Origin of the sequence: Parasedimentitalea denitrificans (assembly GCF_011813015.1) — a bacterium.
Taxonomy (GTDB): domain Bacteria; phylum Pseudomonadota; class Alphaproteobacteria; order Rhodobacterales; family Rhodobacteraceae; genus Parasedimentitalea; species Parasedimentitalea denitrificans.
In genome coordinates this window covers 1-24,140 of sequence record NZ_QHLQ01000029.1, presented here as the reverse complement: position 1 = coordinate 24,140, position 24,140 = coordinate 1, and the positions used below count along the sequence as shown (strand labels likewise).

Genomic DNA, 24,140 nt, shown 5'->3' with positions numbered 1-24,140 from the left:
GGCGCTTTCTTTGTTTGGGAAATGGGTCAAACCTGTTCTAGTCTCGAAAAAACTCAGCAAGGGGTCTGGGATGGACTATGAAAAACTGATCGATGCCGAGACCTGGGGCTTTATCCGCAAAATTAGCGAGAGCTATGCTGACGACGCGGTGGATCTAAGCATCCAAGAACAACGTGCCATCTATGATGCTATGTGCCGCGATTTTCACGTCGCGCGACCAGCAATCGTCCAGACCGAAGACCTCTCGGCTAACGGCGTTCCGGTCCGGCATTACTGGGCGGGGGACCCGACCCGCACTGTCATGTACTTCCACGGAGGAGGCTTTGTCCTTGGCGGTTTGCACAGCCATGATGACATCTGCGCCGAAATCTGTGCCCAAACGGGCTATCGCGTGGTCTCGGTTGATTATCGTCTGGCGCCAGAAAACAAGCACCCAGCCAGCTTTGATGATGCCTGGACAGCAACTCAATGGGCGGCAGACCATTTTGAAAGCAGCCTGATACTGGTAGGCGACAGCGCCGGCGGCTCACTTGCAGCAGCGGTAGCACATCACGCGCGTGGACGGCTCAAAGGTATCTTGGCTCAGGTGCTGATCTATCCAGTACTTGGCGGCGATATGAGCAAAGGGTCCTACATCGAACATGCTCAAGCACCGATGCTGACCCGCGATGAATGCCTATACTATCATCAGGTACGATGTAACGGGTCGCCGCCAACCGACGACCCCCGCTTTGCCCCGTTGCAGGACAGCGACTTTTCCTCTCTGCCCCCGACCTTACTGGTCACGGCTGACTGCGATCCTCTGCGTGATGATGCACGGGACTACCACGAACAATTGATGTCCGCTGGCGGACAGGTTCACTGGATCAACGAACCCGGATTGGTTCACGGTTATTTACGCGCGCGCCATTCTGTCGGACGGGCCAGACAAAGCTTTGAACGCATTTCAGTGGCAATCGAGGCCTTGGGTCAGCAACTCTGGCCGTATGAGTAACCCATCACGCGCCGTATCCCTACCCTCCCCCAGCCTACCACCACCAGGCTTCTTTTTGCTAAAAATACTCCGGGGTCCGGGGCAGCGCCCCGGTCCAAGCCTCACCACAAAAAGGGTTCGGCTTGCATTGTGTCCGCAACCGGAGCCCCCATCCGTGACAGAACTGTAGGCGCGATCTGCAACTGATCGATGACCGTGTCACTACTGGGCCCCTGCGCCTCTCCGAAATAGTAAAGCGCTGTTTCCTGCTGCAACGGATCCCGCCCGCCGTGGTGGCCACGCGCGTCCTGACCATGGTCAGCAGTCACGATCACCTCATACCCCATTTGTCGCCAGCGCCGGATAAACGGGGCCAGCATCTCGTCCATCACAAAACAGGCGTGGTCCATTTCCTGACAGTCATGAAAATACCGATGCCCCATGCTGTCCAAAGTGCAGGTATGCAGCATGCCATAATCCAACCCATGCCGCAGACACAGATTGGTTAGCGATCCAAACAGGTCCACATCTGACGGTGTCATCTGATTGTGGTGGCCATAGCCAGTCATGCTGTGGAATCGGCCGTGGTTGATGGTCTGACTGTCCGGCTCGTCGTACTCAACATCCATCACAGGATCAAAAGGATGCCGGTTGAAGAACTCTGACCAAAAACTGTGGGCCACGCCCCCGGTCACTCCACCGCCTTTGCGCACCTGACTAAACACATCGTCATGGCTCAACCGAAACACATTGCCGTTGCCGGTGCAGCCGTGCTGCTGCGGCGACACACCGGTGTGGATCGACGCATAGCAACTGGCTGAAATCGAAGGAAGAACAGAACGGTGCTTCCAGACACGGGCCTCGCCACTGTCGACCCAGCCTTCAAGATTTCCAAACAACCGACGGAAATTTCGCCATGGAACCCCGTCTAGAATGATCAAAAGCAGTTTGTTGTCCATTGGGGACTCCTTGCGCCAAAACCGTCTGTCGGTTCATTTGGCATATCAGCAATATTTTGGTTCATTGGCCTTGCACATTTAAGACCAAAGCAGCCTGAAAACGACACCCAATCGCACTGTGCCGATTGTTCCTTAGATCATTCTGGGCATCAAAGATTGCGGCTGGATCAGCTTCTCGCTGTCGCGGGATAAAATCAGGCGTTGCATTCCCTGCGGCCCCCATTCCAAACTCTCTTCGCATAACAAGGAAAGACGGAATGGCCGTTCATTTCACAGCCACAACGACGACAGAGGCGAAATCATGAGCTTTCTTGCGGATCTTCTGAACACCGTGTTTGAACGCCGCTATCGCGGGGCGTCGGAACCTGACCATCAGGGGCGCTCTATCATCGAGCTGTGTTCCGACCTGCTCAGCAGCTCGGGCGAAGTCTCCGGCATGGTCCTGGCCCGGCATATCCTCGACAGCTACCGGGCTATGAACATCGACGAAAAGCGCGCCTTCTTTGGCTACCTGACTGACTTTCTCGGCATTGTTCCCGACAAAGTGAACAGCGCACTTGCCGACTACACGGCCGATCCCTCAAAAGCCAATTACCAGCGTTTCATGGCAGTTGCAGAACCCCGACGCCAAGAGCTAGCCCGACGGTTAAACCAAGTTCCCGGAGCCACCAAACAGCTGGTCGAAATGCGCAAAGATCTGTTGCAACTGACCCGCGAACACCCAGAACTGGCCGTGGTCGATCTGGATCTGCGCCATCTGTTTGCCTCGTGGTTCAACCGCGGTTTTCTGGTGCTCCGGCCGATCAATTGGGAAAGCCCGGCTGACATTCTGGACAAGATCATCGTCTATGAGGCCGTGCACGCGATTCACAGCTGGGACGACCTGCGCGGACGATTGCAGCCCGCTGACCGTCGCTGTTTTGGCTTCTTCCATCCGGCAATGCCCGACGAGCCGCTGATTTTTGTCGAGGTAGCCCTGACCCAGGGTATTCCCGGTTCTGTACAAGGGCTCTTGGCCGACGAGCGCGACAACATCGCAGCCGAAGATGCCGACACGGCAGTGTTCTACTCGATCTCGAACTGTCAGGCTGGGCTGGCCGGGATTTCCTTTGGCAATTCACTGATCAAACAGGTGGTTGCGGATCTGTCGCGCGAATTGCCCAACCTGAAAACCTTTGTCACCCTGTCGCCCATCCCCGGCCTGAACCGTTGGCTGACTGAAACAGACAAGCAGTCAGACCCCAGCGACGAAGAACAGATTCGCAAAACCGCTGCCCACTACCTGTTGAACGCCAAACGCGCAAACGGCGCGCCCTATGATCCAGTCGCCCGGTTCCACTTGGGCAATGGCGCGCTTGTCCACGCAGTTCATGCGAGAGCCGACCTGTCAGACAACGGTCTGGCACAATCGAGTGGCGCAATGGTGAATTACCTCTATGACTTACCCCTGATTTCCCAAAACCACGAGCAGTTTGCCACCGCTCAGGCGGTTGTCGCATCCCCCGAGGTCACAGCGCTAAGCACGGCAGCCGAACAACAAGACACATGAGGACACCGACGATGACCAACCCTCTCTACGACACTCTCTTTGGTCGTTACGCTGGGAAAGCCACGCCATTTTTACGTCTGCCGGATGGTAGCACGCTAACCCATGATGCATTTCTGATTATTGCGGCACGCTATGCCCATGTATTTCGTGACGCCGGGGTCGCACCCGGTGACCGTCTGGCTGTTCAGGTCGAGAAATCCCCACAAGCGCTGGCGATCTATGCAGCCTGTGTTCAAGCCGGTATCGTGTTCCTGCCCCTGAACACCGCCTACACAGCAAGCGAGGTCTCGTATTTTGTCGAGAATAGCGGTGCCAAACTGCTGGTTTGCGATGGCGGCAATATGGCTGCCCTTTCACCTGTCGCCCAGTCTGCAAATGCACAATTGGAAACATTGGATGCAAACGGCAGTGGTTCGCTGGCGACCAAGGCTGCGGCCAAGCCCGACAGTTTTCCAACAGTTGCCAGAAGCCTCGATGATCTTGCCGCCTTTCTCTATACCTCAGGCACCACTGGGCGCTCCAAGGGCGCAATGCTAAGCCAGCAAAACCTGCTATCCAATGCGGAAACCCTTGTGGATTATTGGAAGTTCACCGACAGCGACGTGTTGCTACACGCCCTGCCGATCTTTCATACACATGGGCTGTTTGTTGCCTCAAACGTGACCCTGTTGGCCGGTGGATCAATGATCTTTATGCCCAAGTTCGACCTTGATCAGGTGATCGGACACCTTCCACAGGCCACCACCATGATGGGAGTTCCCACCTTCTATACCCGGTTGCTAAGCGACGCCCGTTTCACCAAGGGTCTTGCCCAGCACATGCGCCTGTTCATCTCGGGAAGCGCCCCCCTGTTGGCAGATACGCACATCCAATTCGAAGACCGCACAGGCCACCGCATTCTGGAACGCTATGGCATGACCGAAACCAATATGAACACCTCGAACCCCTATGACGGCGACCGCCGCGCCGGGACTGTGGGCAAGGCTCTTCCGGGGGTCGAACTTAAGATCACCGATGCCGCCACCGGCAACACCCTACCCGACGGCGAAATCGGCCAGATCGAGGTGCGCGGCGCAAATGTGTTTCAAGGTTACTGGCAAATGCCGGAAAAAACCGCCGAAGAACTACGTGAGGACGGCTTTTTCATCACCGGCGATCTGGGGCTAATAGACGAGAACGGATATGTGCAGATCGTTGGCCGCAACAAAGACCTGATCATATCAGGTGGCTACAACATCTACCCCAAGGAAATCGAACTGGTGCTGGATGACCAACCCGGAGTGTTAGAAAGCGCAGTTGTCGGCATTCCGCATCCGGATTTTGGTGAAACTGTGGTTGGTTTTTTGGTTGCGAACGGCCCAACGGAGCCTGATCTGGACATGATCAGCAGCACCGTAGGTGACTCGCTGGCCCGGTTCAAACACCCTAAAAAGTTGATCATCCTGCCAGAGCTGCCGCGAAACACCATGGGTAAAGTTCAGAAAAATCTGCTGAGAAACGAATATAGCCTGTTGTTCACCCCGCAATAAAGCGTCATAAAAACAACAGCGTTTCGACCGCCTTTTGATCCGATCCCTCGGGCGGAACCGGTCGTCATTCAGAGCATGCAAGCGCGAACCGCTTGCATGCTCTCCTTGTATTTACTAATAGACACGTAATCCGTCGGGGTGCCCTTAAGGGCTGAGAGATGCTTGCATCGACCCGTCGAACCTGATCCGGGCAATACCGGCGTAGGGAACGGATCGATGCGTTTACGTTGCGCTTAGCCCCCCGTTTTCCATGCAGATTTGCCCTTGTTTGTACGAAGGGCGCACTATGAAGACGACACCTATTGCACTAACTATCGCGGGCTCAGATAGCGGTGGCGGTGCCGGAATTCAGGCCGACCTAAAAGCGTTTTCAGCCAATCAGGTCTACGGCGCCAGCGTAATCACTGCCGTCACTGCGCAAAACACATGCGCCGTCACCGCTGTTCATGAAATCCCCGCTGACGTGGTACACGCCCAGATCGACGCCGTATTGCAAGACCTGAAACCACAGGCCATCAAGCTTGGCATGCTGTTTTCCCCGGCAATCATCCGAGCCGTCGCCAAGGCGCTTTCAGATTACGACGGTACCATCATTCTCGACCCGGTGATGATCGCCAAATCCGGCGATGCCCTTTTGCAGGAGGAGGCTGTCGCCACCCTTAAATCAGACCTTCTGCCACATGTGGACCTGCTGACCCCCAACCTGCCCGAGGCCGCCAAGCTGCTGGGTACAGACGCCGCGCAGGACCAGCAAAGCATGCAAGATCAGGCCTATGCCCTTTTGGAACTCGGCCCCAGCGCTGTGTTGATGAAAGGCGGGCACAGCACTGGCGAGACCTGTACCGATCTGCTGCTGACCGGCTCAACATCGCCGCTGTCTTTGTCAGCGTCCCGCGTGAACACCCGCAACACCCATGGCACAGGCTGCACCTATTCCGCAGCCATCGCAGCACAGGTCGCTCGCGGCTTGCCACTAACGGAGGCCGTGACGGCCGCTCATGAGTATTTGAATAAGGCCATCGTTGCGGCGGACGATCTGACCATCGGCAGCGGCCACGGTCCTGTGCACCACTTTCATGCGATCTGGGGCTAGATCATGGTCGATATTACCATCATCGGCGCAGGCGTTGCCGGCCTGTGCATTGCGCGCGAGCTACGCGACCGTGGCGCCAGCGTGCAGCTTTACGACCGGGGCGGCGCACCGGGCTCGCATTCCTGTTCGTGGTGGGCTGGCGGAATGCTGGCGCCCTACTGCGAGGCCGAAAGCGCCGAACCCGAGGTGGTGAACCTGGGCGAAGGCGCGGCCCACTGGTGGCAGGACAAGACCGGGCTGGTCAACAGTCAAGGGTCCTTGGTTGTGTCCCAGGATCGCGATCAGGGACAGTTGCGCCAGTTTGCCCGCCGAACCAGCCACTTTGACCACGTTGACCGCGCGCAGATTGCCGAACTGGAGCCCGATCTTGGCGATCGCTTTTCGGCCGGGCTGTTCTTTTCCAGCGAGGCCCATATCTGCCCCCGTTCGGCCCTGACTGCGTTGCATCAGTCGCTACTGAACGATGGGGTTGAATTCACTGTGGCCGAACGCGATCCAACTGACAGTTCCAAGGCTGGCCTGACCATCGACTGTCGCGGTTACAGCGCACGAAAAGAGCTGACCAACCTGCGCGGCGTCAAAGGCGAGATGCTGATGCTGTCCTGCCCGGATGTCACCCTGTCGCGCACCGTGCGCCTGCTGCACCCGCGCATCCCGCTGTATGTCGTGCCACGTGGCGATGGCATCTACATGGTCGGCGCCACAATGATTGAAAGCAGCGCCAGCGAACACGTCACTGCTCGATCCTTGCTGGAGATGCTCAGCGCGGCCTATGCCCTTAACCCCGCCTTTGGCGAGGCCGAGGTGCTGGAAACCGGCGTCGATATTCGCCCGGCCTTTACTGACAACCTTCCCCGTATTCAGCGGGATGGAAACCTGATCCGGGTCAACGGATTTTACCGGCACGGCTATCTTTTGGCCCCCGCCTATGCGCGCAAGGTCGGAGAACTGCTTTTTGGCCAGACCGACACAGAGGTACCCCATGAACATTCAGCTTAACGGCAAACCACAGGCGACGTCAGCGTCGACATTGGAACAACTGCTAGTCGAGGCCGGGTTCGGCAGCAAGACCATCGCCACGGCAGTGAACGGCAGTTTTGTCCCACAGCCCCTACGCGCCCAGCATGAGCTGGCTGATGGCGATCAGATCGAAGTTCTTGCACCGATGCAGGGGGGCTAAGATATGCGCGATTTCTATGGAACAACGCTAAGCAATGGTCTGATGTTGGGCACCGCCCAATACCCCTCACCTGCCATTTTGGCAGATGCGTTTGAACGCAGTGGCGCCAGCGTCGCCACCGTGTCATTGCGCCGCGAAAGTGGATCGGATCGCGCGGGGCAGGATTTCTGGCAACTGATCCAACAGCTCGGGGTTCGGGTGCTGCCCAACACCGCCGGTTGCCACAGCGTGAAAGAGGCGGTGACCACCGCGCACATGGCACGCGAAGTGTTCGGCACCAAGTGGATCAAGCTGGAGGTCATCGGCGAAAGCGACACCCTGCAACCGGATGTCTTTGGTCTGGTCGAAGCCGCGCGCATATTGGCCGAAGACGGGTTTCAAGTGTTCCCCTACACCACCGAAGATCTGGTGGTGGCGGACAGGCTGCTGAATGCAGGTTGTGAAGTCCTGATGCCCTGGGGCGCGCCGATTGGATCAGGAAAGGGGCTGAATAACCTATTTGGCCTGCGGGCAATGCGGGCGCATTTCCCTGATGTTCCACTGGTTATCGACGCCGGATTGGGTGTGCCGTCTCAGGCGGCACAGGCCATGGAACTGGGCTTTGACGCAGTTCTGTTGAACACAGCCGTGGCCAAGGCAGGTGATCCTGCCCAGATGGCCGAGGCCTTTGCCGCAGCTGTCCAGGCTGGTCGCCTAGCCGCACAGGCCGATCCAATGGAGCCCCGCGACATGGCCGCCCCATCGACCCCAGTGATTGGAAAGGCGTTTTTGTCATGAGCCTGGACCGTTTTTATCCAATTTTCGACGATACCAAATGGCTGCGCCAATTGCTGCCACTGGGGATCAAGCTAGTACAATTGCGGATCAAGGATGCCGAACCAGATGTATTGCGCGCCGAGATCATCGCCGCACGCGACCTATGCCGCGCGGCAGGTTGCACGCTGGTGATCAACGATCACTGGCAGATTGCCATCGAAGAGGGCTGTGATTTCATCCATCTGGGACAGGAAGATCTGGACGACGCCGATATCCCTGCCATTCGTAAGGCCGGGATGCGGTTGGGGCTTAGCACACACGATCTCGCCGAACTGGACCGTGCCATGGCGCTGGCTCCGGATTACATCGCCCTTGGCCCGGTTTACCCCACGATCCTGAAGAAAATGAAATGGCACCAGCAAGGGCTAGAAAAGCTGACCGAGTGGAAGTCTCTGATCGGCGACACGCCTTTGATTGCCATTGGCGGTATGAGCGTCGAGCGCGCGCCAGGAGCCTTTGAAGCTGGTGCAGATGTGGTCGCAGCGGTCACCGACATAACCCTGAACGCAGATCCCAGCGCACGGATTACAAGTTGGATCGAGGCAACCCGATGAGCCGTTATGCGCGTCAGACAATCCTGCCCGAGGTCGGAGCAAAGGGGCAGCAAGCGCTTGCTGCGGCCCATGCACTGGTGATCGGTGCGGGTGGGCTGGGCAGCCCGGTGCTGCCCTATCTGGCTGGCGCAGGTCTGGGCCAGATTACGATTGTTGATCCGGATGTCATATCCTTGAGCAATCTGCATCGGCAGGTGCTATTTCGCGAGGATCAGATCGGGCAAAGCAAAGCTCAGGTGGCGGCCTTGACCCTGCGAGCGTTGAACCCAGACTGTCAGATCAATCCAGTCACGGTGGCCCTGACCCCGGCCAACGCCTTTGACCTGGTTCAATCTGCTGACATTGTACTGGATTGCGCCGACAGTTTTGCCGTCAGCTATATCCTATCCGACACCTGCCTAGACTTGGGAAAACCGCTAATCTCAGCCTCGGCACTTGGGTTTGAGGGCTACGTCGGCGGCTTTTGCGCAGATTCCCCTTCGCTGCGTTCGCTGTTTCCTGACCTGCCCGACCGGGCGGCGTCCTGCGACAGTGCTGGTGTCTTGGGGCCAGTCGTTGGCACAATCGGCGCAATGCAGGCACAGATGTCACTGAACACCCTGCTCGGTCTGTCGCCATCCCCGCTAGGGCAGATGGTTACGTTTGACCTGCACAATCTGCGCACCAGTGGGTTTCGCTTTGACGGCGCACCGGAACCAGAAATGCCGCTGACTTTCATTGCCCCTGAAGCCATCGCGGCCAGTGACTTTGTGGTCGAACTACGCGGGCTTGAAGAGGCCCCTACCCCGATTACTCCTTCGGCGCTTCGCCTGACTGTCGATGACCTGAAGACAACTCGCCCCACGCCCGGCCCAGGCCAGCGGGCGGTTCTGACCTGCCGGTCCGGGCTACGCGCCTGGCGCGCCGCCCGCGCGCTGCAAAGCTATTGGACTGGCGACATCACTCTTATTGCAATGGGCGATCCTGCCCACTCACCAAAAGGTACTCTCAAATGAAGCTTCTCTCTCTGACGACAGCTCTGGCGATGGCAGCATCGCCGCTGATGGCGCAAGATAAGATGACCCTGCTGCTGGACTGGTTCGTAAACCCCGACCACGGCCCGATCATCGTGGCACAGGAAAAAGGCTATTTCGCCGACCAGAATCTGGACGTCGAAATCATCGCCCCAGCAGACCCATCTGACCCACCTAAGATGGTCGCAGCAGGCAAGGCTGACCTGGCGATTTCTTACCAGCCTCAGCTGCACCTGCAAATCCACGAAGGCCTGCCGCTGCAGCGTGTCGGCACCCTGGTGGCAACACCTCTGAACTGCCTGTTGGCCCTAAAGGGCGGACCAATCAACTCGCCTGCAGACCTGAAAGGCAAAAAGGTCGGCTTCTCTGTTGGTGGTGTGGAAGAAGCGGTTCTGGCGGCAATGCTGGCCAAGTACGAACTGTCACTGGACGATGTCGAACTGATCAACGTGAACTGGTCGCTGTCGCCTTCGCTGATGTCGGGCCAGGTTGACGCAGTAATCGGTGCCTTCCGTAACTTTGAACTGAACCAGATGGATATCGAAGGCGTCGAAGGCAACTGCTTTTACGTCGAGGAACACGGCCTGCCTGCCTATGACGAGCTGATCTATGTTGCCAATAAAGATAACATGGACCGCGAGATGATCACCCGCTTCCTGGCCGCCACCGAAAAGGCGACCCAGTATATGGTCAACCACCCTGTCGACAGCTGGGAAATTTTCTCGGGCACCTCGACAGAGCTGCAGGACGAGTTGAACAAACGCGCATGGGCCGACACCTTGCCTCGTTTCGCTCTGCGCCCCACCGCAATGGACGAAGGCCGCTATGTCGCGTTTGAGGCATTCCTGCACAAGGCTGGTCTGGTGCCGTCGATCAACGACGTGGCAGCGATCACTGTTGATGTGACCTCTAAATGACCGCGCCAAACTATGGTCAGACCTTCGCGCATATGCGCGAAGGTTGCTTGCCAAGCTGGCAGGCCTACACCCGTCACGCCTTTGTTCAGGGGCTAGGTGACGGAACCCTGCCACGTAAGGCGTTTTTGCATTATCTGGTGCAGGACTATGTGTTCCTTGTGCATTTCTCGCGCGCCTGGTCGCTGGGGGTGGTCAAGTCCGAAACCCTTGACGAGATGAAAGTCTGCGCTGCCACGGTAGACGCGTTGGTCAATCACGAAATGGCTTTGCATGTGAAAACCTGCGCTGCCGAAGGCATTTCGGAACAGCAACTGTTCGACGCTCGCGAAGAAGTCGAGAACATCGCCTATACTCGCTACGTTCTGGATGCTGGGCTGCAAGGCGATTTTCTGGATCTGATGGCAGCGCTTGCACCTTGTGTCTTTGGTTACGGCGAAATCGGGCTGCAATTGGCACAGACCACCAATGCGGATGCGCCCTATGCCGGTTGGATCAATACCTACGCCGACCCCGAGTATCAGTCAGTTTGTGCGACAGTCGGCGAAATGCTGGATGGCGCTGTCGCCCGACGGTTGGGTGATGACCCCACAGCCTCTGCACGTTGGGCCACCCTGCAGGATCGCTTTACCACCGCAACGGATCTAGAAGTTCGGTTCTGGGATATGGGGCTGCGCGGCGTATGACTCCACCCCCTGCGATCACGCTACAGGGCAGCTATACATTGGGTGACACCCGATTGTTTGGCCCGCTGTCGGTGCACTTGCCCGCGGGCCAGTGGACCTGCCTATTGGGGCCGTCTGGCGTGGGGAAGTCCACTATCCTGCGGCTGATCCTCGACCTGTCCACCGGTGGCCAGTTCACCGGATCGGTTCAGGCCGATGACGGCCAGCCCCTACCTGATCGCATTAGCTACATGGCCCAGTCCGATCTGCTTCTGCCTTGGTTGACTGTTTTGGAAAACACCGTACTAGGTGCCCGCTTGCGTGGCGAGACACCGGATATGGACCGAGCGCGACACCTGCTAACCCGTGTCGGGCTAGAGGCGCATCAAACCAAGACACTTGCCGCCTTGTCTGGTGGCATGCGGCAACGGGCCGCTCTGGCACGGGCCTTGATAGAGGACCGACCTGTGGTTCTGCTCGATGAGCCTTTTTCAGCGCTAGACGCCGGTACCCGCGCCGATATGCAAGAATTGGCCGCCGAAGTGTTACAGGACAAAACCGTATTGCTGGTCACCCATGACCCAGCCGAAGCGACCCGGCTTGGCCATCAGATCCTACTTCTTTCACCCGATGAAGCGACCGTCTGGGCGCCACCACCAACGCCACCTATCCGGGCCTTACAGGATCCTGCCACTTTGGCCTGTCAGGCCGAGTTGCTGGCACATCTGCGGGGACAAGTCAGATGAGAGTTCTATATGGTTTAGCCGCTCTCTTGTTGGGGCTGCTGTTGTGGCAGCTATTGGTCTGGATCACCGGGACTCCGCATTTTATTCTTCCCTCGCCCCTACGGGTCGCTCAAGCAGCCTATGCCAGCCGGGCCCTGATACTGGAACACGCGACCGTCACTGCAACGGAAGTGGTTCTAGGCCTGATACTGGGGACAATTCTGGGCGCGATAACAGCTATTCAACTGGCCAGTTCACAATGGGCGCAACGGCTGCTGCTGCCGATCCTTGTGTTCACCCAAGCCGTGCCAGTCTTTGCACTGGCCCCGATCCTGACGCTTTGGTTCGGCTACGGTATGGCCTCTAAAATCGTCATGGCAGTGCTGATCATCTATTTCCCAGTCACCTCGGCCTTTCACGATGGGCTAACACGAGTTGATAGCGGCCTGCTGGACCTCGCCCGCACCATGGGCGCTACCCGCTGGCAAGTCATGCGACGCATCCGCATCCCGCATGCGTTGCCCTCTCTGGGCACAGGCCTGCGGCTGGCGGCGGTCTATGCCCCTATCGGCGCCGTCATTGGTGAATGGGTTGGCGCGTCCAAGGGGTTGGGATACCTGATGCTTCTGGCCAACGGTCGGGTCAAAATCGACCTGATGTTCGCCAGCCTAATTGCGCTCGCCCTGCTAACGGTTGTGCTGCACAAACTGGTCGCGATTTTGGCTGACCACCTGTCGGCATATGCAAGTGGAAGCAGCCTGCAGAAGGGCCTTGGCCCGAAGAAATAAGCAACCAATTTACCAGAGCTGACCAACTGTTAAGGTAATACCCAACCCGATAGATTCACCCGCCGCAGCGTAAATCTACAAACAGTACGATTTGCCTTCACGACCCATCACTCTCAAATTCCAACCCGAACGGCATGATCCAACCCGATAGGGCGCAAGCGGTTGGTTTTCTATGTCATTGGGAAGAGTGGTACCACCACCCCGGCTCGAACGGGGGACCTCCTGATCCACAATCGTGAAACTATTGTTTGTTTTCAAAGAGAGTTGGAATGAAGATTGATCCGCGTTGAACAACAAACACTGAAAGGGCGGGATTTGATCCCCGCCCTTTCAGTGTTCACCCAGGTCTCTAATAAACCCCTAGTAACGGCTTCGCCACGCAGGCTATCGTTCCTGCTAACGGCACTTCATGAAACACCAGCCACACATGGCAGTAGCTTAGCAGTTACGAGAGGCTAAAAATCACTTTTGTTGCTTTAAAGTAAAAAAACCGCCAGGCATCAGCTAAGATGCCTGGCGGGGAGATTTAGGTCCAGCCTGTTTGCAACAAGATCTAGACAACGACGTTCAGCCTCTACTCTCAATAATGCCTACTAAAAGTAGAGATTGTAAGAAATCAGCTGTGCCGCCGCTTACGGCCAACAAATCCCAATAGCCCGATCCCTGCAAATAGCAACGGCAAGCCAGCCGGAAGCGGAACGGCGGAAACTTGAACATTTATTGCGGCAATCGCATCAAGATCAAAGGCACTAGTGCCCCCAGCTGCGCCGGAACCATTTCCGTCAATGCGAATGTACCGGGCCGATGCAAGGCCACCAAGATCATAGGATTTTGCATAACTCGGAGCACCGTGCGCCTCATCACCGACAATATCGACCCAAGCAGCCATACTGGCGCTGATATTGCTGAACGTTATCCCATCAAGGCTGGCAAAAACATTGATCGAACTAAACTCTGGAACGCCATAATTTACTTCGTAAACGTTTATATCCGTACCTGCACCATTTAGGACAAGGTTAGGTCCAAAATCATAGGTCACGGTTTGACCTCCAATTCCTACCCAATTCGAACCGATGTTCCCACTATTACCATCTGGTGCACCAAGAAAAAGAGAATCCGCATATCCTGTTGTGTTGTCGAATAGCGTTGTCGGGTAATAGGAAGCTGCAAGTGCCCCCTGAGCCGTAACAGCCAGAAAGGATGTTGCAATTGCAACGCCCACGGCAGCCTTTATGCTTTTGAATGAAACGAGCAAATCTATCTCCAGTGTGTTTGAACGCGCAGCATTACTGCAGTTACTTTATTAACTTTTTGTTTACTAAATTTATCGTTAGGCGATTTGGCTCCTAAAATCAACGCTTCAAACTGGTATTCCAACCGACACCGGAGGCTGCTTAGCTGCAAAAAACAGGCCAGCACAAGGAAATGTCTACTACAGACAGGTACTCTCGGGGCAGAAGTCAAAGCGCAAACAACGTGGTTCGTCTTCGCAATACTGGGAAATAGATGGACCGCAACGAGAACAAATGATCCAACTATGATCCAACCATAATCCAACTCGAAAATTGGAAATCCGCTAAGTCATTGTTTTGATGGTACCACCACCCCGGCTCGAACGGGGGACCTCCTGATCCACAATCGTGGAACTGCTGTTTGTTTTCAAAAAGAGTTGGAACATAGATTGCTCCGACTTGTGCAAAACGTAGAAAAGGGCGGGGTTTAGCCCCTGCCCTTATTCCAACTTCTGAGGCCCCTGCTCTGCCCCGTGCATGGCCAATGCTGAACCGCCAGCATAGATAATCCGATATTCCTTGATCCGCTTAGTTCGGCAGGCTGAACACCGCAACCGATCCACAGCTTCACCAACGGTGATCTCATGACCCCATTTGGCAATCACGTCGGCTACCTGCACTGGCCCATTGTGCCCACAGGCACACTCAAGCCAGAGTGTGTGTTTTGGGATGACTGATAGGCGCGTTCTGCCGCGTTTAAGCATGAGCCCGGAATATCGAAGGGCGGCGAGTTGGGAAAGCCCTCGTGGGAACATTTACGGAACGCACTTTTATTGGACTAAAAACTCCGCAAACGGATAGTCAAAACTGAGCGCCACCTCTGGTTCGACATCGTCCCCAAACTAAATTCCCAACAAGGAGCCCCCGCCCAGGGCGACAAGAGAGGTCCGCATCAAATTTCCCGAAGTTGCTCTGCGGGCCGCTCCTTTTCTGGACGGTTCCCTCTCACCTACTACGCTTAAGCAAGTTCTGCACCCAATCCATTTTGGCTAATGCAGCGCCATGCGCAAACCCGTCAGGGAATCGGAAAGCCGACTTTCGCCGCGGTAAACTGCAAGGACCGCAATGCGCAGTAAGCGGACTTTGCAAAGCCATGATCGCTTCTCGATAGCGGACCTTAGCACTGCTTGCCGCGAGCAGCGGATCACGGTTATCGGGTCGAGTTTCCGTTGGTGTTAATCTGATTGATTAGTGCTGCGGCCTTTTGGTTTCGCTCAATCTCAGCGATCGTTCCGGCAGCGTTTTCGTGAAAGGCCGCGGCATCCCGAAGAATTCCCGAAATTTCATGCTCCGGCATCACTTGGAGGTCTTTCAAGGCAAGCAGTAGCGCTTCGCAAATTGATAGGGCGGCCATTCCCGCGCTTTCGGGATATTCGGGCATCCTGCATCTTCCTTTCTTGCCTTGCTTATTCAGCCAATGTGGCAGACTGGTGATTGTGAGCATCTTTGCAGAAAACGGAGTATGCTGGGCTAATCTAAAGCAGTCCCTGCGCTGAGGAATGCGCCGCAATGCAACGCTGGTCTGGGGGAACCATGAACGTCATCGAAAACAGTCCGTTCACAAAAAAGCTCTCGGCTTTTGCCACTTTGTCAGAAGACGAACTTGCGGTGCTGGAGCGCTTGCATCAGCGGCGCAGGACCTTTGCTGCGGGAAGTGATCTTGTGCATCAGGGGCAGCCGGAACAGGCTGCCTATATTCTGGCCGCAGGCTGGGCCTGTTCCTACAAGATACAGCAGGAAGGGACGCGCCAGATCGTTGATTTCCAGATACCGGGTGACTTTTTGGGGTTGCGCAGCGTTCTGCTGCGCACGTCGGATCACAGTATCGAGCCGATTGTGGAGATCGAGGCCGCCGAAGTTCTGGCAGATGACCTTCTGGAGGTATTTGCCAGCACCCCGCGGCTGGCGGCGGCGATCCTCTGGGCCGCCTCCCGGGACGAGGCGATGGTGGTTGAACATCTTGTTGGCCTTGGACGCCGCGATGCAGACGCCCGAATGGCGCATTTTCTGCTGGAACTTGGCGCGAGGCTGGCGCTGGTCGGGATGGGAAGCAAAGCGGGCTATACCTGCCCGCTGACGCAATACCACCTCGCCGATGCACTGGGATTGACTGCCGTACACGTGAACCGGGTTCTACGGCAATTGCGGGAAGCCGGGCTCGTCACTTTCCGCGATGGTCAGGTCACATTTGACAACTTTGATCGTCTGGTCGCTCTGGCGGAATTTGATCCGGGTTATTTGGATCAGGCCGGGCCAATACTAAAATAGACCAGCGGCCTTTGGATGATCTGAGGTGGCCGGTTTTCAGTGTCCTGTCAAAGGGCAGTCACACGAGTACTTGCCGTGCAGCGTCAAGTTCGCGGTAGATCATGGTATCGTCTTCCTCGCACTGTGCCTTTTCCGCCAGCAGGTAATGCTTCAGGGCTTTGTTCTTCTTCGGCCCCGCTGGGGCTTTGTTGCAAGCCGACCAGACCGAGGCCATCTGTATGGTTAGTTTTCTTGTTTCAGGTGTCATGTAGTTTCCTTTCTTGGACGTCCGGGAAATAAGAAGCGCGAACCACGCGCCGCCCCATTCTGGACCGGCACATTCTCCGCGCTTCCTGGTTTTTTGGAATACTCACGCCAGCAAATACACGGCCGGTTTCAGACGTCTATCCGCGATCGGACCCCTACGTACTGATGCAGGTTAGCTGAGTGCGCGGCTGCTGATTACCCCTTGCCTTTGCCTGTTCCAACGCGGCGCCGCGCATCTGCAGCCCTGCCGGGAACATGAAAAGAAACCGGCTGAATCCGCTGGCCTCAACCGAACCAGGCGGAGGCAAAAAGGTTCAATAGGCCAGAAATTAGCAGAACGGCTGCAAGAATCCAGCGAATTGAAACGGAGGGGAGGCCTGTTTCCGTCGATCCGGTGATAACGGAGACACGACGGGGCAGAACTTCGGGCAGAAGGGAAACCAGTTTTGCTGCGACCGAACCGTGGTCCTGTTCTAGCGCCGGAACATCCCCAAAATCCGAAAGCAGCATATCAAGGCGTGCCAACGCGGCCTGAGGTTGCAGGGCTGCAAGGTCGGCGGCCTCGTTCCAAGGCTCCAAACCAAGCCGGGCTAGCGCCGATACAACCGTCACACTCACCCCGTTCCGGTCTTCTCCGACCGTCGCAAACAGAAAGCGATCGAAGCTGTTTCCATCCGGGTGAAGAACTTCAACTCCGGGCATTCTGACCGCCTTTCTGCATTTGGCGTCTGGCTCTGATCAATGGCGGACACAGAATGCAGCATGCGCCAATGGGCACTTCGCCCGATCAAGGAGATTGCCGACCTTACAATTATTTCAGTCGCAGCACCCTGACACAGATCAGCGGGGCACCGATGTCTGCCCCTCTGACTGATGAATGTGGCCAGAGGCAACCACATCCAGAGCGGGAAAATTGGACAGGAGCTAACATCGATCAGCCCGTGGACTTTCTTCTGGCTTTAAGGTGAATGAAAAGGCTCATGCTCGCCAGGTCCTCATAGTTGAGGGGCCTGTGTCGGCGGCGGTTCGCATCGCAGTAGCCGTGAATGACTCAAGGAAAACCAAGATGAACATGCGGTCGTCCCGTTTGATGGTGACGTTTGCCAATCCGTTCGCTTTGGCCGGATATCCCGGCGAACTGCTTCCTGGAGACTATGAAGTTGTCGTTGAGGAAGAGCTGCTTCAGGGGCTGAGCTTTGAAGCCTATCGAAGGATTGCAACCTACATGCTCGTTCATGGCAGGCGCGGCCTCGCGGGCCGCACTGAATTACGCCTGATTACTCAGAACGACCTGGATGAAGCGCTAAGTCGCGACCGGGCAATAACCAAAGACGGCACAGATAGCGAAGCGGCGCTTTCTCCGCAGGAGGATCAAAAATGACTTATCCCGAATGGCTGAAACCTGGAGTATATGGCGCTGTGATTGGCGCTGTCGCAATAACTGTTACCGGGTTTTCCTGGGGCGGTTGGATGACGGAGAACGGTGCGAATACCTTGGCAGGCTCCAGATCCCATAACGAACTGATTGCCGCCATGGTGCCCGTTTGCGTCAACATGGCCCAACAAGATGCCGACCGGACGGCCAAGCTGGCAACGATCCGGGACGCGACGTCCTACAAACGGCGCGATGCGGTCATCGCGACTGGCTGGGCAACGGTTCCAGGAACAGAGACACCGGATCGCGATCTGGCGCAGGCCTGTCTCGCTGGGCTGAACCTAGATGCCTCCTAGTTCATTCCCTCTGAAAACGCCTATCACGTTGGCCGCAAAGCTGTTCGGTATCGTACTAGATTTATTGGGATTTTCGAGAGTTATAATGGCTCGCTTCATCGTGCTTACAGGCCTTGCCACAGCTTTCGCGCAGCCTGCAGCCTCCGACGTTGCGCTCGCTTCGGTGCCTGAGAACGCACACCAGAAGAGCTATGGTGAGGGGTGGGACTGCGATGCCTCTTACCGGTTAGCCGATGATGCATGCATTGCTGTGGTCGTGCCGAAAAACGCTTATGCAACAAATCGCACTTTTGGGTCGGGGTGGGAATGCACCCACGGTTTTGTCGAGGTCGGAGGGGAGACATGTGCCGAAATAGTGGTACCGGATGGCGGGTTTCTGGATCCTTCGGGGAGACGATGGGGCTGCTTGCGCGGTTTCCAGAAGATCGACGACAGCTGCCAGAAAATCGTGCTGCCGGATAACGCATATCTGACCGAGAACGTGCATGGCGCAGTCTGGCAATGTGCGCGCGGATATCAAACGAATGGCACGAGCTGCGTTGAAATCGCGGTTCCCAAAAACGCCTTCTTGAACACCTCCACCTATGGGCGGCGCTGGACGTGCGAACGTGGATACGCCGCTTTTGGTGATCTCTGCTCGCGTTTGGATCTACCCGAGAATGCACATCTGGACAGGACGGGAAACAGCTGGGTCTGCAACCGGAATTTCCAGCGGAAAAAAGACCGCTGCATTCTGGCCTACTGAACAGACATTAGCCAACCGCCATCGATCTGGTCGCAAATCTGGCACCCGGAATCCGTTTTCGCTGTGCCGATCAATTATCCAAAGGAAAAACCATGAAAACCGCTAGCAAGGCACGAAGTCCCGCCGGGTACAGTGCCGACCGCAATCAATTGCAATCTTCAAGCGACACTCAGGGCCGGGCAAGTTCGAACCGCCCATCCCCTGCCCAATCCCCTACTGCAGTCGTGTATTGCGAAGGGAACTTCGCCCGTATCGATGGCAAGACCGCAAACGGGCTTGTCCGGCATTCGCAGGCCTATCGCATTCTTTCGGTGATCGACAGTTGCCATGATGGGCAGGATAGCGGTGAGATCCTTGACGATACCCCAAATCATATTCCTGTCTTTGGCAGCCTTGAGGCAGCCGTTTCTCACGAAGCGACCATTCCAGACACGCTGATCTATGGCATGGCCCCGTCAACAGGGAAGCTATCGCCAGAAGACCGCGGTGTCGTTCTGGATGCCATATCATTGGGGATGAACATCGTCAGCGGGTTGCATGAATACCTCAGCGATGACGTCGAAATCTCCTCGGCTGCCAAGTCGCGCAACGTCATCATTCGCGATATCCGCAAGCCCCGTCTCAGCAAGGACATGCGTTTGTTTGATGGCAGCGTGGCAAATGTGAACGCGCTCCGCATTGCTGTTTTGGGAACCGATTGCGCTATTGGAAAGCGGACAACCGCAACCCTTTTGGCCCGTGCGCTGAATGCGCAGGGTATCAAAACCGTCTTGGTCGGCACCGGCCAGACCGGCCTGATGCAGGGCGCACGTTACGGCGTCGCGATGGATGCGGTGCCACCGCAATTCTGCTGCGGCGAACTGGAGCGCGCCATTGTCACCGCCGCAGAGGAAGAACAGCCCGAGGTCATTTTGATCGAGGGTCAGGGCGCACTCAGCCACCCGGCTTTTTGCACTTCTGCCTTCATTCTGCGTGGCAGTCAGCCCGATGGTGTCATCCTTCAGCACGCTCCCAAGCGGGCGCACCGGTGCGATTTTCCCAATATGAAAATGCCGGATCCCAGAGACGAAATTGCCCTGATCGAGGCCTTTGCGGATACCAAGGTAATTGGTATGACCATCAACCACGAAGGCATGACAGAGGCTGGGATCCGTGACGCCATTGTCAGCTATGCGCATACCCTGGACCTCCCCGTCAGCGATGCGCTCAGCCGCCCTCTGGAAGATCTCCTCGAGATTGTCTTCTCTGCCTATCCACGCTTGCGCCCCGAGTCTATGGTGGCAGCCCAATGACCGCACCGCGCATCGAAATTGATTTGGACAAGATCCGCGACAATACGCGATGGCTTGTTAACCGCCTTGCGCCGCGCGGGATAAGCGTCACCGCGGTGACCAAAGCAGTGTGCGGTCACCCGGATATAGCCAATGCCATGCTCGAAGGAGGTGCGGTCGGACTGGCGGATGCGCGGATCACAAACGTAAGGCGGATGCGCAGTGCCGGGATCACCTGTCCGATCCTGATGATCCGGACGCCGATGCTGAGCCAGGTAGAGGAAGTCGCCACAATCTGCGATGCCAGCTGTAACACCGAGACCGCAGTCGTCACAGATCTTGCCAAGGCCACTCTGCGCAGAGATAGCTGTCACGAAATAATCCTGATGGTGGAAATGGGTGACAAGCGCGAAGGCATCATGCCCGAAGACCTGACCGACTTTGCACTGCAAGTCACCAGGACACCGGGCGCGCGTCTCCACGGAATTGGCGCGAATTTTGCTTGTTTGGCCGATGCCGCCCCCACACCCGAAAAGATGGCTGCGCTTTCATCGCTTGCCGATGATACAGAGGCGGTTTGCGGACCCTTCATCGAGACGGTCTCCGGCGGCAGCTCTGCGAACCTGTCTTGGGCGCTCGAAGACGGCCCCGTTGGGCGGATCAATAATCTGCGTATTGGCGAAGCCATACTGTTGGGGACCGATCCTGTGTCAGGGCGGCCAATCAACGGGCTGCACACGGATGTTTTCACGCTGCTGGCGGAAGTGATCGAAACTAAGATAAAATCCAAGCCGGTACCGCTGAAACTGTCCGACCCCGCCCTTTCGGCGCTGAGCCTGATGCCACGACATCATTGGATCACCAGATCGATCCTTGCCATCGGGCTGCAGGATACCAACCCGGCCGGGCTGGTCTTCCCAGCGGCGATCACCCTTATTGGGTCGACCAGCGATCACATTGTGGTTGAAACCACAAATTGCCCGCTGAGCATCGGAAGCGAGGTGGCACTGCAGGTGAATTACAGCGCCCTTGTACGGGCCATGGCGGCACCGGATGTCACAAAAGTCGTGTTGCGCAATAAGCGTCAGACCGATTATGCGGCGGCTGAGCGCAATGGCCGCTACCCTGCATTTCTGTAACGCCTGCAGCCCGTCAAAGGACTGATCCAAATCAGGTTCAGAGACCGCCCTGCACGGCACCAGGTTGAAAATGCCGGTGTAAGTACCCATATAGGTAGCAACGGCAGCAACGCTTCGCGCTTTACGGCAGACCAAAAAATGCCCGAGCTTGCATCCTGCGGTCAAGGAGGCTTCCAGCGCGAGGGGCTTCGACTGCGGGCCGCGCGGCTACAGCACTTCAGCAGAGGAGATTTCAATCTATGGATCAGATAAGCAATAGCACCATCGCAGTATTCTCCCGTGCCTTCACTCTGCCGGGGTTTGATGAGTCGCTCCCTGCTGGCGAATATAATATTGAAACGGAACTCTCCGCGCCGCCTGACCATCTGGACCCTGAAGCCTGGAAGGCTTCTGTCCTGGTTCACTTGCATCCACGTGCATCTCATCCCGGCCTGACGCGAAGCTTGACGGTATCCCTTGCGGATCTCGACAGAGCCCGGGCTAGGGATAAGCTGTCCGGAAAGGTGTTTTCACAGGTCTACCTGGAAGAGCAGTTGGCCGATCCCATGGTGCGTCTGGTCATGCTGGCTGATGGTGTCTCCGAAGCCCAGATACGGCACCTCTACTCCGGCTCGAACATCTCTGACGCAGAAGGAGAACGGCCAATACAAAAGGGGCCGGACCATGACGAATAACCCAGTCGATCTCGACACAAGGCGAAGCGTTGAAAGCAAGAAGGAAACCAGCCTTAGGCGGCAGTCAATCAGGGCATTCGAGGTCGGTCAGAGAATTCTGCGCAGGCGCGAAAAGGAATTGAATGCACAGCTTCGCGCAGCCCCGGCTGCCAACTGGCCTGAAGCTGCGATCAAGGCGCGGTACCTGATCCGCCGCTATGCCAAGACAGCGGAGGCGCTGGACGCCAGGCATCGCAAACTCATTCAGCGAACGCTCGGAGATCTTGAGCGCCTGCTTGAACTGGAAGGCTGGCATTCATGAACGACACCCACGCACCTGAGACGTTTCAGGCACTGGCTCGTGGAGACGTGCCAAAAGAGCGCCGGTGCCTGCGTTGTGACACCAAGTTCTGGAGCGAAGGCTTCGGTGAGCGGATATGTCGGCGCTGCAAATTATCAAGTGCGTGGCGCACTGCCGTTCCTGCAAGGTCCGGTTCACCTGGCCGCCGTTGAATGCTGCAGGGAGTGACAGTTTGAATCGCCCCGGTTTCATCGGAGACCTATAGCTTCATTTCACGCGACCATATCGAGCACATCGCGCTGTGCATAGAAGTTCTCTTCAGCCTCTGCTGGTGGGATGTTTCCGATGGGGCCAAGTAGACGTCTGTTGTTGAACCAATCGACCCAGCCGAGTGTCGCCATTTCCAGATCCTGCATGTTGCGCCACGGTCCTTGGCGATGGACCAGCTCGGTTTTGTAGAGGCCGTTTATCGTCTCAGCGAGGGCGTTGTCATAAGAGTCACCGACGCTTCCGACCGATGGCTCGATGCCAGCTTCGGCCAGACGTTCGGTGTAGCGAATGGACAAATATTGCCCGCCGCGGTCGCTATGATGTATCAGCCCGCCTTTCTGAACGGGCCGCCGATCATGTAGCGCCTGCTCCAATGCATCGAGAACAAAGTCTGTTTTCGCAGACCGCGAGACCCGCCAGCCGACAATGCGATCAGCGAACGTGTCGATAACGAAGGCCACATAAACAAAGCCTTGCCAGGTCGACACGTAGGTAAAATCGCTGACCCATAGCAGGTTCGGCGCAGGTGCCCTGAAGATCCGGTTCACCTTATCGCGCGGACAGGGCACGGATGTGTCCGGGACCGTTGTTTTGACAACTTTTCCACGCACCGCACCACAGATGCCAATTTGTTTCATCAACCTTTCCACCGTGCATCTGGCCACTTCAAAGCCCTCGCGTTTCATCTGATGCCACGCCTTGCGAACGCCGTAGACCTGATAGTTTGCATCCCAGACCCGTTTGATTTCCGGGCGCAGCTCCATATCCCGCTGATGCCGCGCCGAGGCTTTGGACGGATCAACGAGGCATACGAGACGGTGATAATATGTTGACGGTGCAATCGGCAGGACCCTGCAGATCGACTCGACGCCGTAAACAACGCGCTGATCCTCAATGAAGGTAATCATCGCTTCAGTGGGCGGTCGAGTTCCGCCTGCGCAAAATAAGCTGACGCCTTGCGGAGAATTTCATTCGCTTGGCGCAGCTCCCGGTTCTCCCGTTCCAGCGCTTTGATACGATCACGTTCTTCAGTGGTCACGCCGCCTCGCATGCCGCTGTCTTTCTCGGCCTGCCTGACCCATCCGCTCAAGGTCTGGGGAATACAGCCAATTTTGGGTGCAATGACCGCGATCGCCTGCGTTTCGTATGAGCCTTGATGCTCGAACACCATCCGGACCGCACGCGCGCGAACCTCAGGCGAGTAGCGATTTGCCATTTTGCTTTTTGTCATAACCATCATCCTTACTTAAGTTGATGGTCTCCGACAGACCCGGGGCGATTCAGTTTCATTGTGCTTCCTATGTATCAGGGAAGTCAAAATTGAATGTCCGCTTCAACCAATTGGGCTCGATTACAATGCGTCCGCTCTGGGCTAATGTTGTTGAAAAACTCGAAGTTTTCGCGTGTCCGTATAACGGGACAATGTGTTCCCGCCTCTGTTTCACGCTGCGGCTTTGGCCTGGATT

Annotated in this window: 28 protein-coding genes, 1 riboswitch and 1 other annotated feature; of the genes, 21 read left to right on the top strand and 7 right to left on the bottom strand. The window is 56.6% G+C overall.

Annotation, left to right across the window (positions count from 1 at the left end; translation table 11 throughout):
• The first annotated feature begins 70 nt into the window (after positions 1–70).
• Positions 71–994 (top strand): alpha/beta hydrolase, encoded by a 924-nt coding sequence (locus tag DL239_RS19390; protein ID WP_167685758.1) that lies wholly within the window; start codon positions 71–73, stop codon positions 992–994.
• A gap of 101 nt (positions 995–1,095) precedes the next feature.
• Here DL239_RS19390 and DL239_RS19385 read toward each other — a convergent pair whose 3' ends face one another.
• Positions 1,096–1,932, bottom strand: a complete 837-nt coding sequence (locus DL239_RS19385; RefSeq protein ID WP_167685757.1) for an alkaline phosphatase family protein — start codon at positions 1,930–1,932, stop codon at positions 1,096–1,098.
• A 301-nt stretch (positions 1,933–2,233) separates the two neighbouring features.
• Between DL239_RS19385 and DL239_RS19380 the strand changes: the two genes are divergently transcribed.
• The 12 genes from DL239_RS19380 to DL239_RS19325 all read left to right on the top strand — a co-directional run bounded on the left by DL239_RS19380 (position 2,234) and on the right by DL239_RS19325 (position 12,758).
• Positions 2,234–3,481 (top strand): malonyl-CoA decarboxylase, encoded by a 1,248-nt coding sequence (locus tag DL239_RS19380; protein ID WP_167685756.1) that lies wholly within the window; start codon positions 2,234–2,236, stop codon positions 3,479–3,481.
• A gap of 11 nt (positions 3,482–3,492) precedes the next feature.
• Positions 3,493–5,010, top strand: a complete 1,518-nt coding sequence (locus tag DL239_RS19375) for a malonate--CoA ligase (RefSeq protein ID WP_167685755.1) — start codon at positions 3,493–3,495, stop codon at positions 5,008–5,010.
• Positions 5,011–5,134: 124 nt separating this feature from the next.
• A riboswitch (TPP riboswitch) is annotated at positions 5,135–5,235 on the top strand.
• Between the two features lie 61 nt (positions 5,236–5,296).
• Complete coding sequence (gene thiD / locus DL239_RS19370; RefSeq protein ID WP_167685754.1) at positions 5,297–6,103, top strand: bifunctional hydroxymethylpyrimidine kinase/phosphomethylpyrimidine kinase; 807 nt, start codon at positions 5,297–5,299, stop codon at positions 6,101–6,103.
• A 3-nt stretch (positions 6,104–6,106) separates the two neighbouring features.
• The gene (locus DL239_RS19365) at positions 6,107–7,102 is read left to right on the top strand and encodes an FAD-dependent oxidoreductase (protein ID WP_167685753.1); all 996 of its coding nucleotides are present in this window, start codon (positions 6,107–6,109) and stop codon (positions 7,100–7,102) included.
• Positions 7,086–7,283 (top strand): sulfur carrier protein ThiS, encoded by a 198-nt coding sequence (gene thiS, locus DL239_RS19360; RefSeq protein ID WP_167685752.1) that lies wholly within the window; start codon positions 7,086–7,088, stop codon positions 7,281–7,283. The genes DL239_RS19365 and thiS overlap by 17 nt, the downstream gene beginning before the upstream one ends.
• 3 nt (positions 7,284–7,286) lie before the next feature.
• Positions 7,287–8,060, top strand: coding sequence for a thiazole synthase (locus DL239_RS19355; protein ID WP_167685751.1), 774 nt, complete (start codon positions 7,287–7,289; stop codon positions 8,058–8,060).
• A complete protein-coding gene (locus tag DL239_RS19350) occupies positions 8,057–8,653 on the top strand; it encodes a thiamine phosphate synthase (RefSeq protein WP_167685750.1) in 597 nt (198 codons plus the stop codon). The genes DL239_RS19355 and DL239_RS19350 overlap by 4 nt, the downstream gene beginning before the upstream one ends.
• Positions 8,650–9,648 (top strand): HesA/MoeB/ThiF family protein, encoded by a 999-nt coding sequence (locus tag DL239_RS19345; RefSeq protein ID WP_206188547.1) that lies wholly within the window; start codon positions 8,650–8,652, stop codon positions 9,646–9,648. The genes DL239_RS19350 and DL239_RS19345 overlap by 4 nt, the downstream gene beginning before the upstream one ends.
• On the top strand, positions 9,645–10,583 hold the full coding sequence (locus DL239_RS19340) for an ABC transporter substrate-binding protein (protein WP_167685748.1): 939 nt from the start codon (positions 9,645–9,647) through the stop codon (positions 10,581–10,583). The genes DL239_RS19345 and DL239_RS19340 overlap by 4 nt, the downstream gene beginning before the upstream one ends.
• The gene (gene tenA / locus DL239_RS19335) at positions 10,580–11,266 is read left to right on the top strand and encodes a thiaminase II (RefSeq protein ID WP_167685747.1); all 687 of its coding nucleotides are present in this window, start codon (positions 10,580–10,582) and stop codon (positions 11,264–11,266) included. The genes DL239_RS19340 and tenA overlap by 4 nt, the downstream gene beginning before the upstream one ends.
• Positions 11,263–11,991: an ABC transporter ATP-binding protein gene (locus tag DL239_RS19330; protein ID WP_167685746.1), complete on the top strand. Its 729-nt coding sequence runs from the start codon at positions 11,263–11,265 to the stop codon at positions 11,989–11,991. Before tenA ends, DL239_RS19330 begins: the two co-directional genes overlap by 4 nt.
• A complete protein-coding gene (locus tag DL239_RS19325; protein ID WP_167685745.1) occupies positions 11,988–12,758 on the top strand; it encodes an ABC transporter permease in 771 nt (256 codons plus the stop codon). Before DL239_RS19330 ends, DL239_RS19325 begins: the two co-directional genes overlap by 4 nt.
• 616 nt (positions 12,759–13,374) lie before the next feature.
• On the opposite strand, the gene DL239_RS19320 is transcribed toward DL239_RS19325, so the two are convergent.
• The 3 genes from DL239_RS19320 to DL239_RS19310 all read right to left on the bottom strand — a co-directional run bounded on the left by DL239_RS19320 (position 13,375) and on the right by DL239_RS19310 (position 15,431).
• Entirely contained in the window at positions 13,375–13,980 is a 606-nt protein-coding gene (locus DL239_RS19320; protein ID WP_167685744.1) for a VPLPA-CTERM sorting domain-containing protein, read from the bottom strand.
• A gap of 510 nt (positions 13,981–14,490) precedes the next feature.
• Entirely contained in the window at positions 14,491–14,670 is a 180-nt protein-coding gene (locus DL239_RS19315; protein ID WP_206188546.1) for a hypothetical protein, read from the bottom strand.
• Positions 14,671–15,200: 530 nt separating this feature from the next.
• Positions 15,201–15,431 (bottom strand): hypothetical protein, encoded by a 231-nt coding sequence (locus DL239_RS19310; protein WP_167685742.1) that lies wholly within the window; start codon positions 15,429–15,431, stop codon positions 15,201–15,203.
• 128 nt (positions 15,432–15,559) lie between these two features.
• On the opposite strand from DL239_RS19310, the gene DL239_RS19305 reads away from it, so the two are divergent.
• Positions 15,560–16,318 (top strand): Crp/Fnr family transcriptional regulator, encoded by a 759-nt coding sequence (locus DL239_RS19305; protein WP_240932041.1) that lies wholly within the window; start codon positions 15,560–15,562, stop codon positions 16,316–16,318.
• Positions 16,319–16,376: 58 nt separating this feature from the next.
• On the opposite strand, the gene DL239_RS19300 is transcribed toward DL239_RS19305, so the two are convergent.
• On the bottom strand, positions 16,377–16,565 hold the full coding sequence (locus DL239_RS19300) for a hypothetical protein (RefSeq protein WP_167685741.1): 189 nt from the start codon (positions 16,563–16,565) through the stop codon (positions 16,377–16,379).
• 284 nt (positions 16,566–16,849) lie between these two features.
• Positions 16,850–17,266 carry a hypothetical protein gene (locus tag DL239_RS19295; protein ID WP_167685740.1) on the bottom strand — a complete coding sequence of 139 codons (417 nt, stop codon included), beginning with the start codon at positions 17,264–17,266 and terminating at the stop codon, positions 16,850–16,852.
• 364 nt (positions 17,267–17,630) lie between these two features.
• On the opposite strand from DL239_RS19295, the gene DL239_RS19290 reads away from it, so the two are divergent.
• From DL239_RS19290 to DL239_RS19260, 7 genes are all read left to right on the top strand, one after another.
• Positions 17,631–17,945, top strand: coding sequence for a hypothetical protein (locus tag DL239_RS19290; protein ID WP_240932027.1), 315 nt, complete (start codon positions 17,631–17,633; stop codon positions 17,943–17,945).
• A complete protein-coding gene (locus DL239_RS19285; protein WP_167685739.1) occupies positions 17,942–18,295 on the top strand; it encodes a hypothetical protein in 354 nt (117 codons plus the stop codon). The genes DL239_RS19290 and DL239_RS19285 overlap by 4 nt, the downstream gene beginning before the upstream one ends.
• Positions 18,296–18,380: 85 nt before the next feature.
• Entirely contained in the window at positions 18,381–19,040 is a 660-nt protein-coding gene (locus DL239_RS19280) for a hypothetical protein (RefSeq protein ID WP_206188545.1), read from the top strand.
• A 92-nt stretch (positions 19,041–19,132) separates the two neighbouring features.
• Positions 19,133–20,332 (top strand): N-acetyltransferase DgcN family protein, encoded by a 1,200-nt coding sequence (locus DL239_RS19275; protein WP_167685738.1) that lies wholly within the window; start codon positions 19,133–19,135, stop codon positions 20,330–20,332.
• Entirely contained in the window at positions 20,329–21,450 is a 1,122-nt protein-coding gene (locus DL239_RS19270; RefSeq protein ID WP_167685737.1) for an alanine/ornithine racemase family PLP-dependent enzyme, read from the top strand. Before DL239_RS19275 ends, DL239_RS19270 begins: the two co-directional genes overlap by 4 nt.
• Positions 21,451–21,689: 239 nt before the next feature.
• Positions 21,690–22,124: a hypothetical protein gene (locus DL239_RS19265; RefSeq protein ID WP_167685736.1), complete on the top strand. Its 435-nt coding sequence runs from the start codon at positions 21,690–21,692 to the stop codon at positions 22,122–22,124.
• Complete coding sequence (locus tag DL239_RS19260) at positions 22,114–22,425, top strand: hypothetical protein (protein ID WP_167685735.1); 312 nt, start codon at positions 22,114–22,116, stop codon at positions 22,423–22,425. Before DL239_RS19265 ends, DL239_RS19260 begins: the two co-directional genes overlap by 11 nt.
• A gap of 251 nt (positions 22,426–22,676) precedes the next feature.
• On the opposite strand, the gene DL239_RS19255 is transcribed toward DL239_RS19260, so the two are convergent.
• A protein-coding gene (locus DL239_RS19255; RefSeq protein WP_167685734.1) for an IS3 family transposase occupies positions 22,677–23,905 on the bottom strand; the annotation gives its coding sequence in 2 pieces (ribosomal slippage) (positions 22,677–23,617 and positions 23,617–23,905; 1,230 coding nt in all).
• Positions 23,508–23,624: a sequence feature (AL1L pseudoknot), on the bottom strand. Its footprint overlaps the gene before it by 117 nt.
• Positions 23,906–24,140 lie beyond the last annotated feature (235 nt).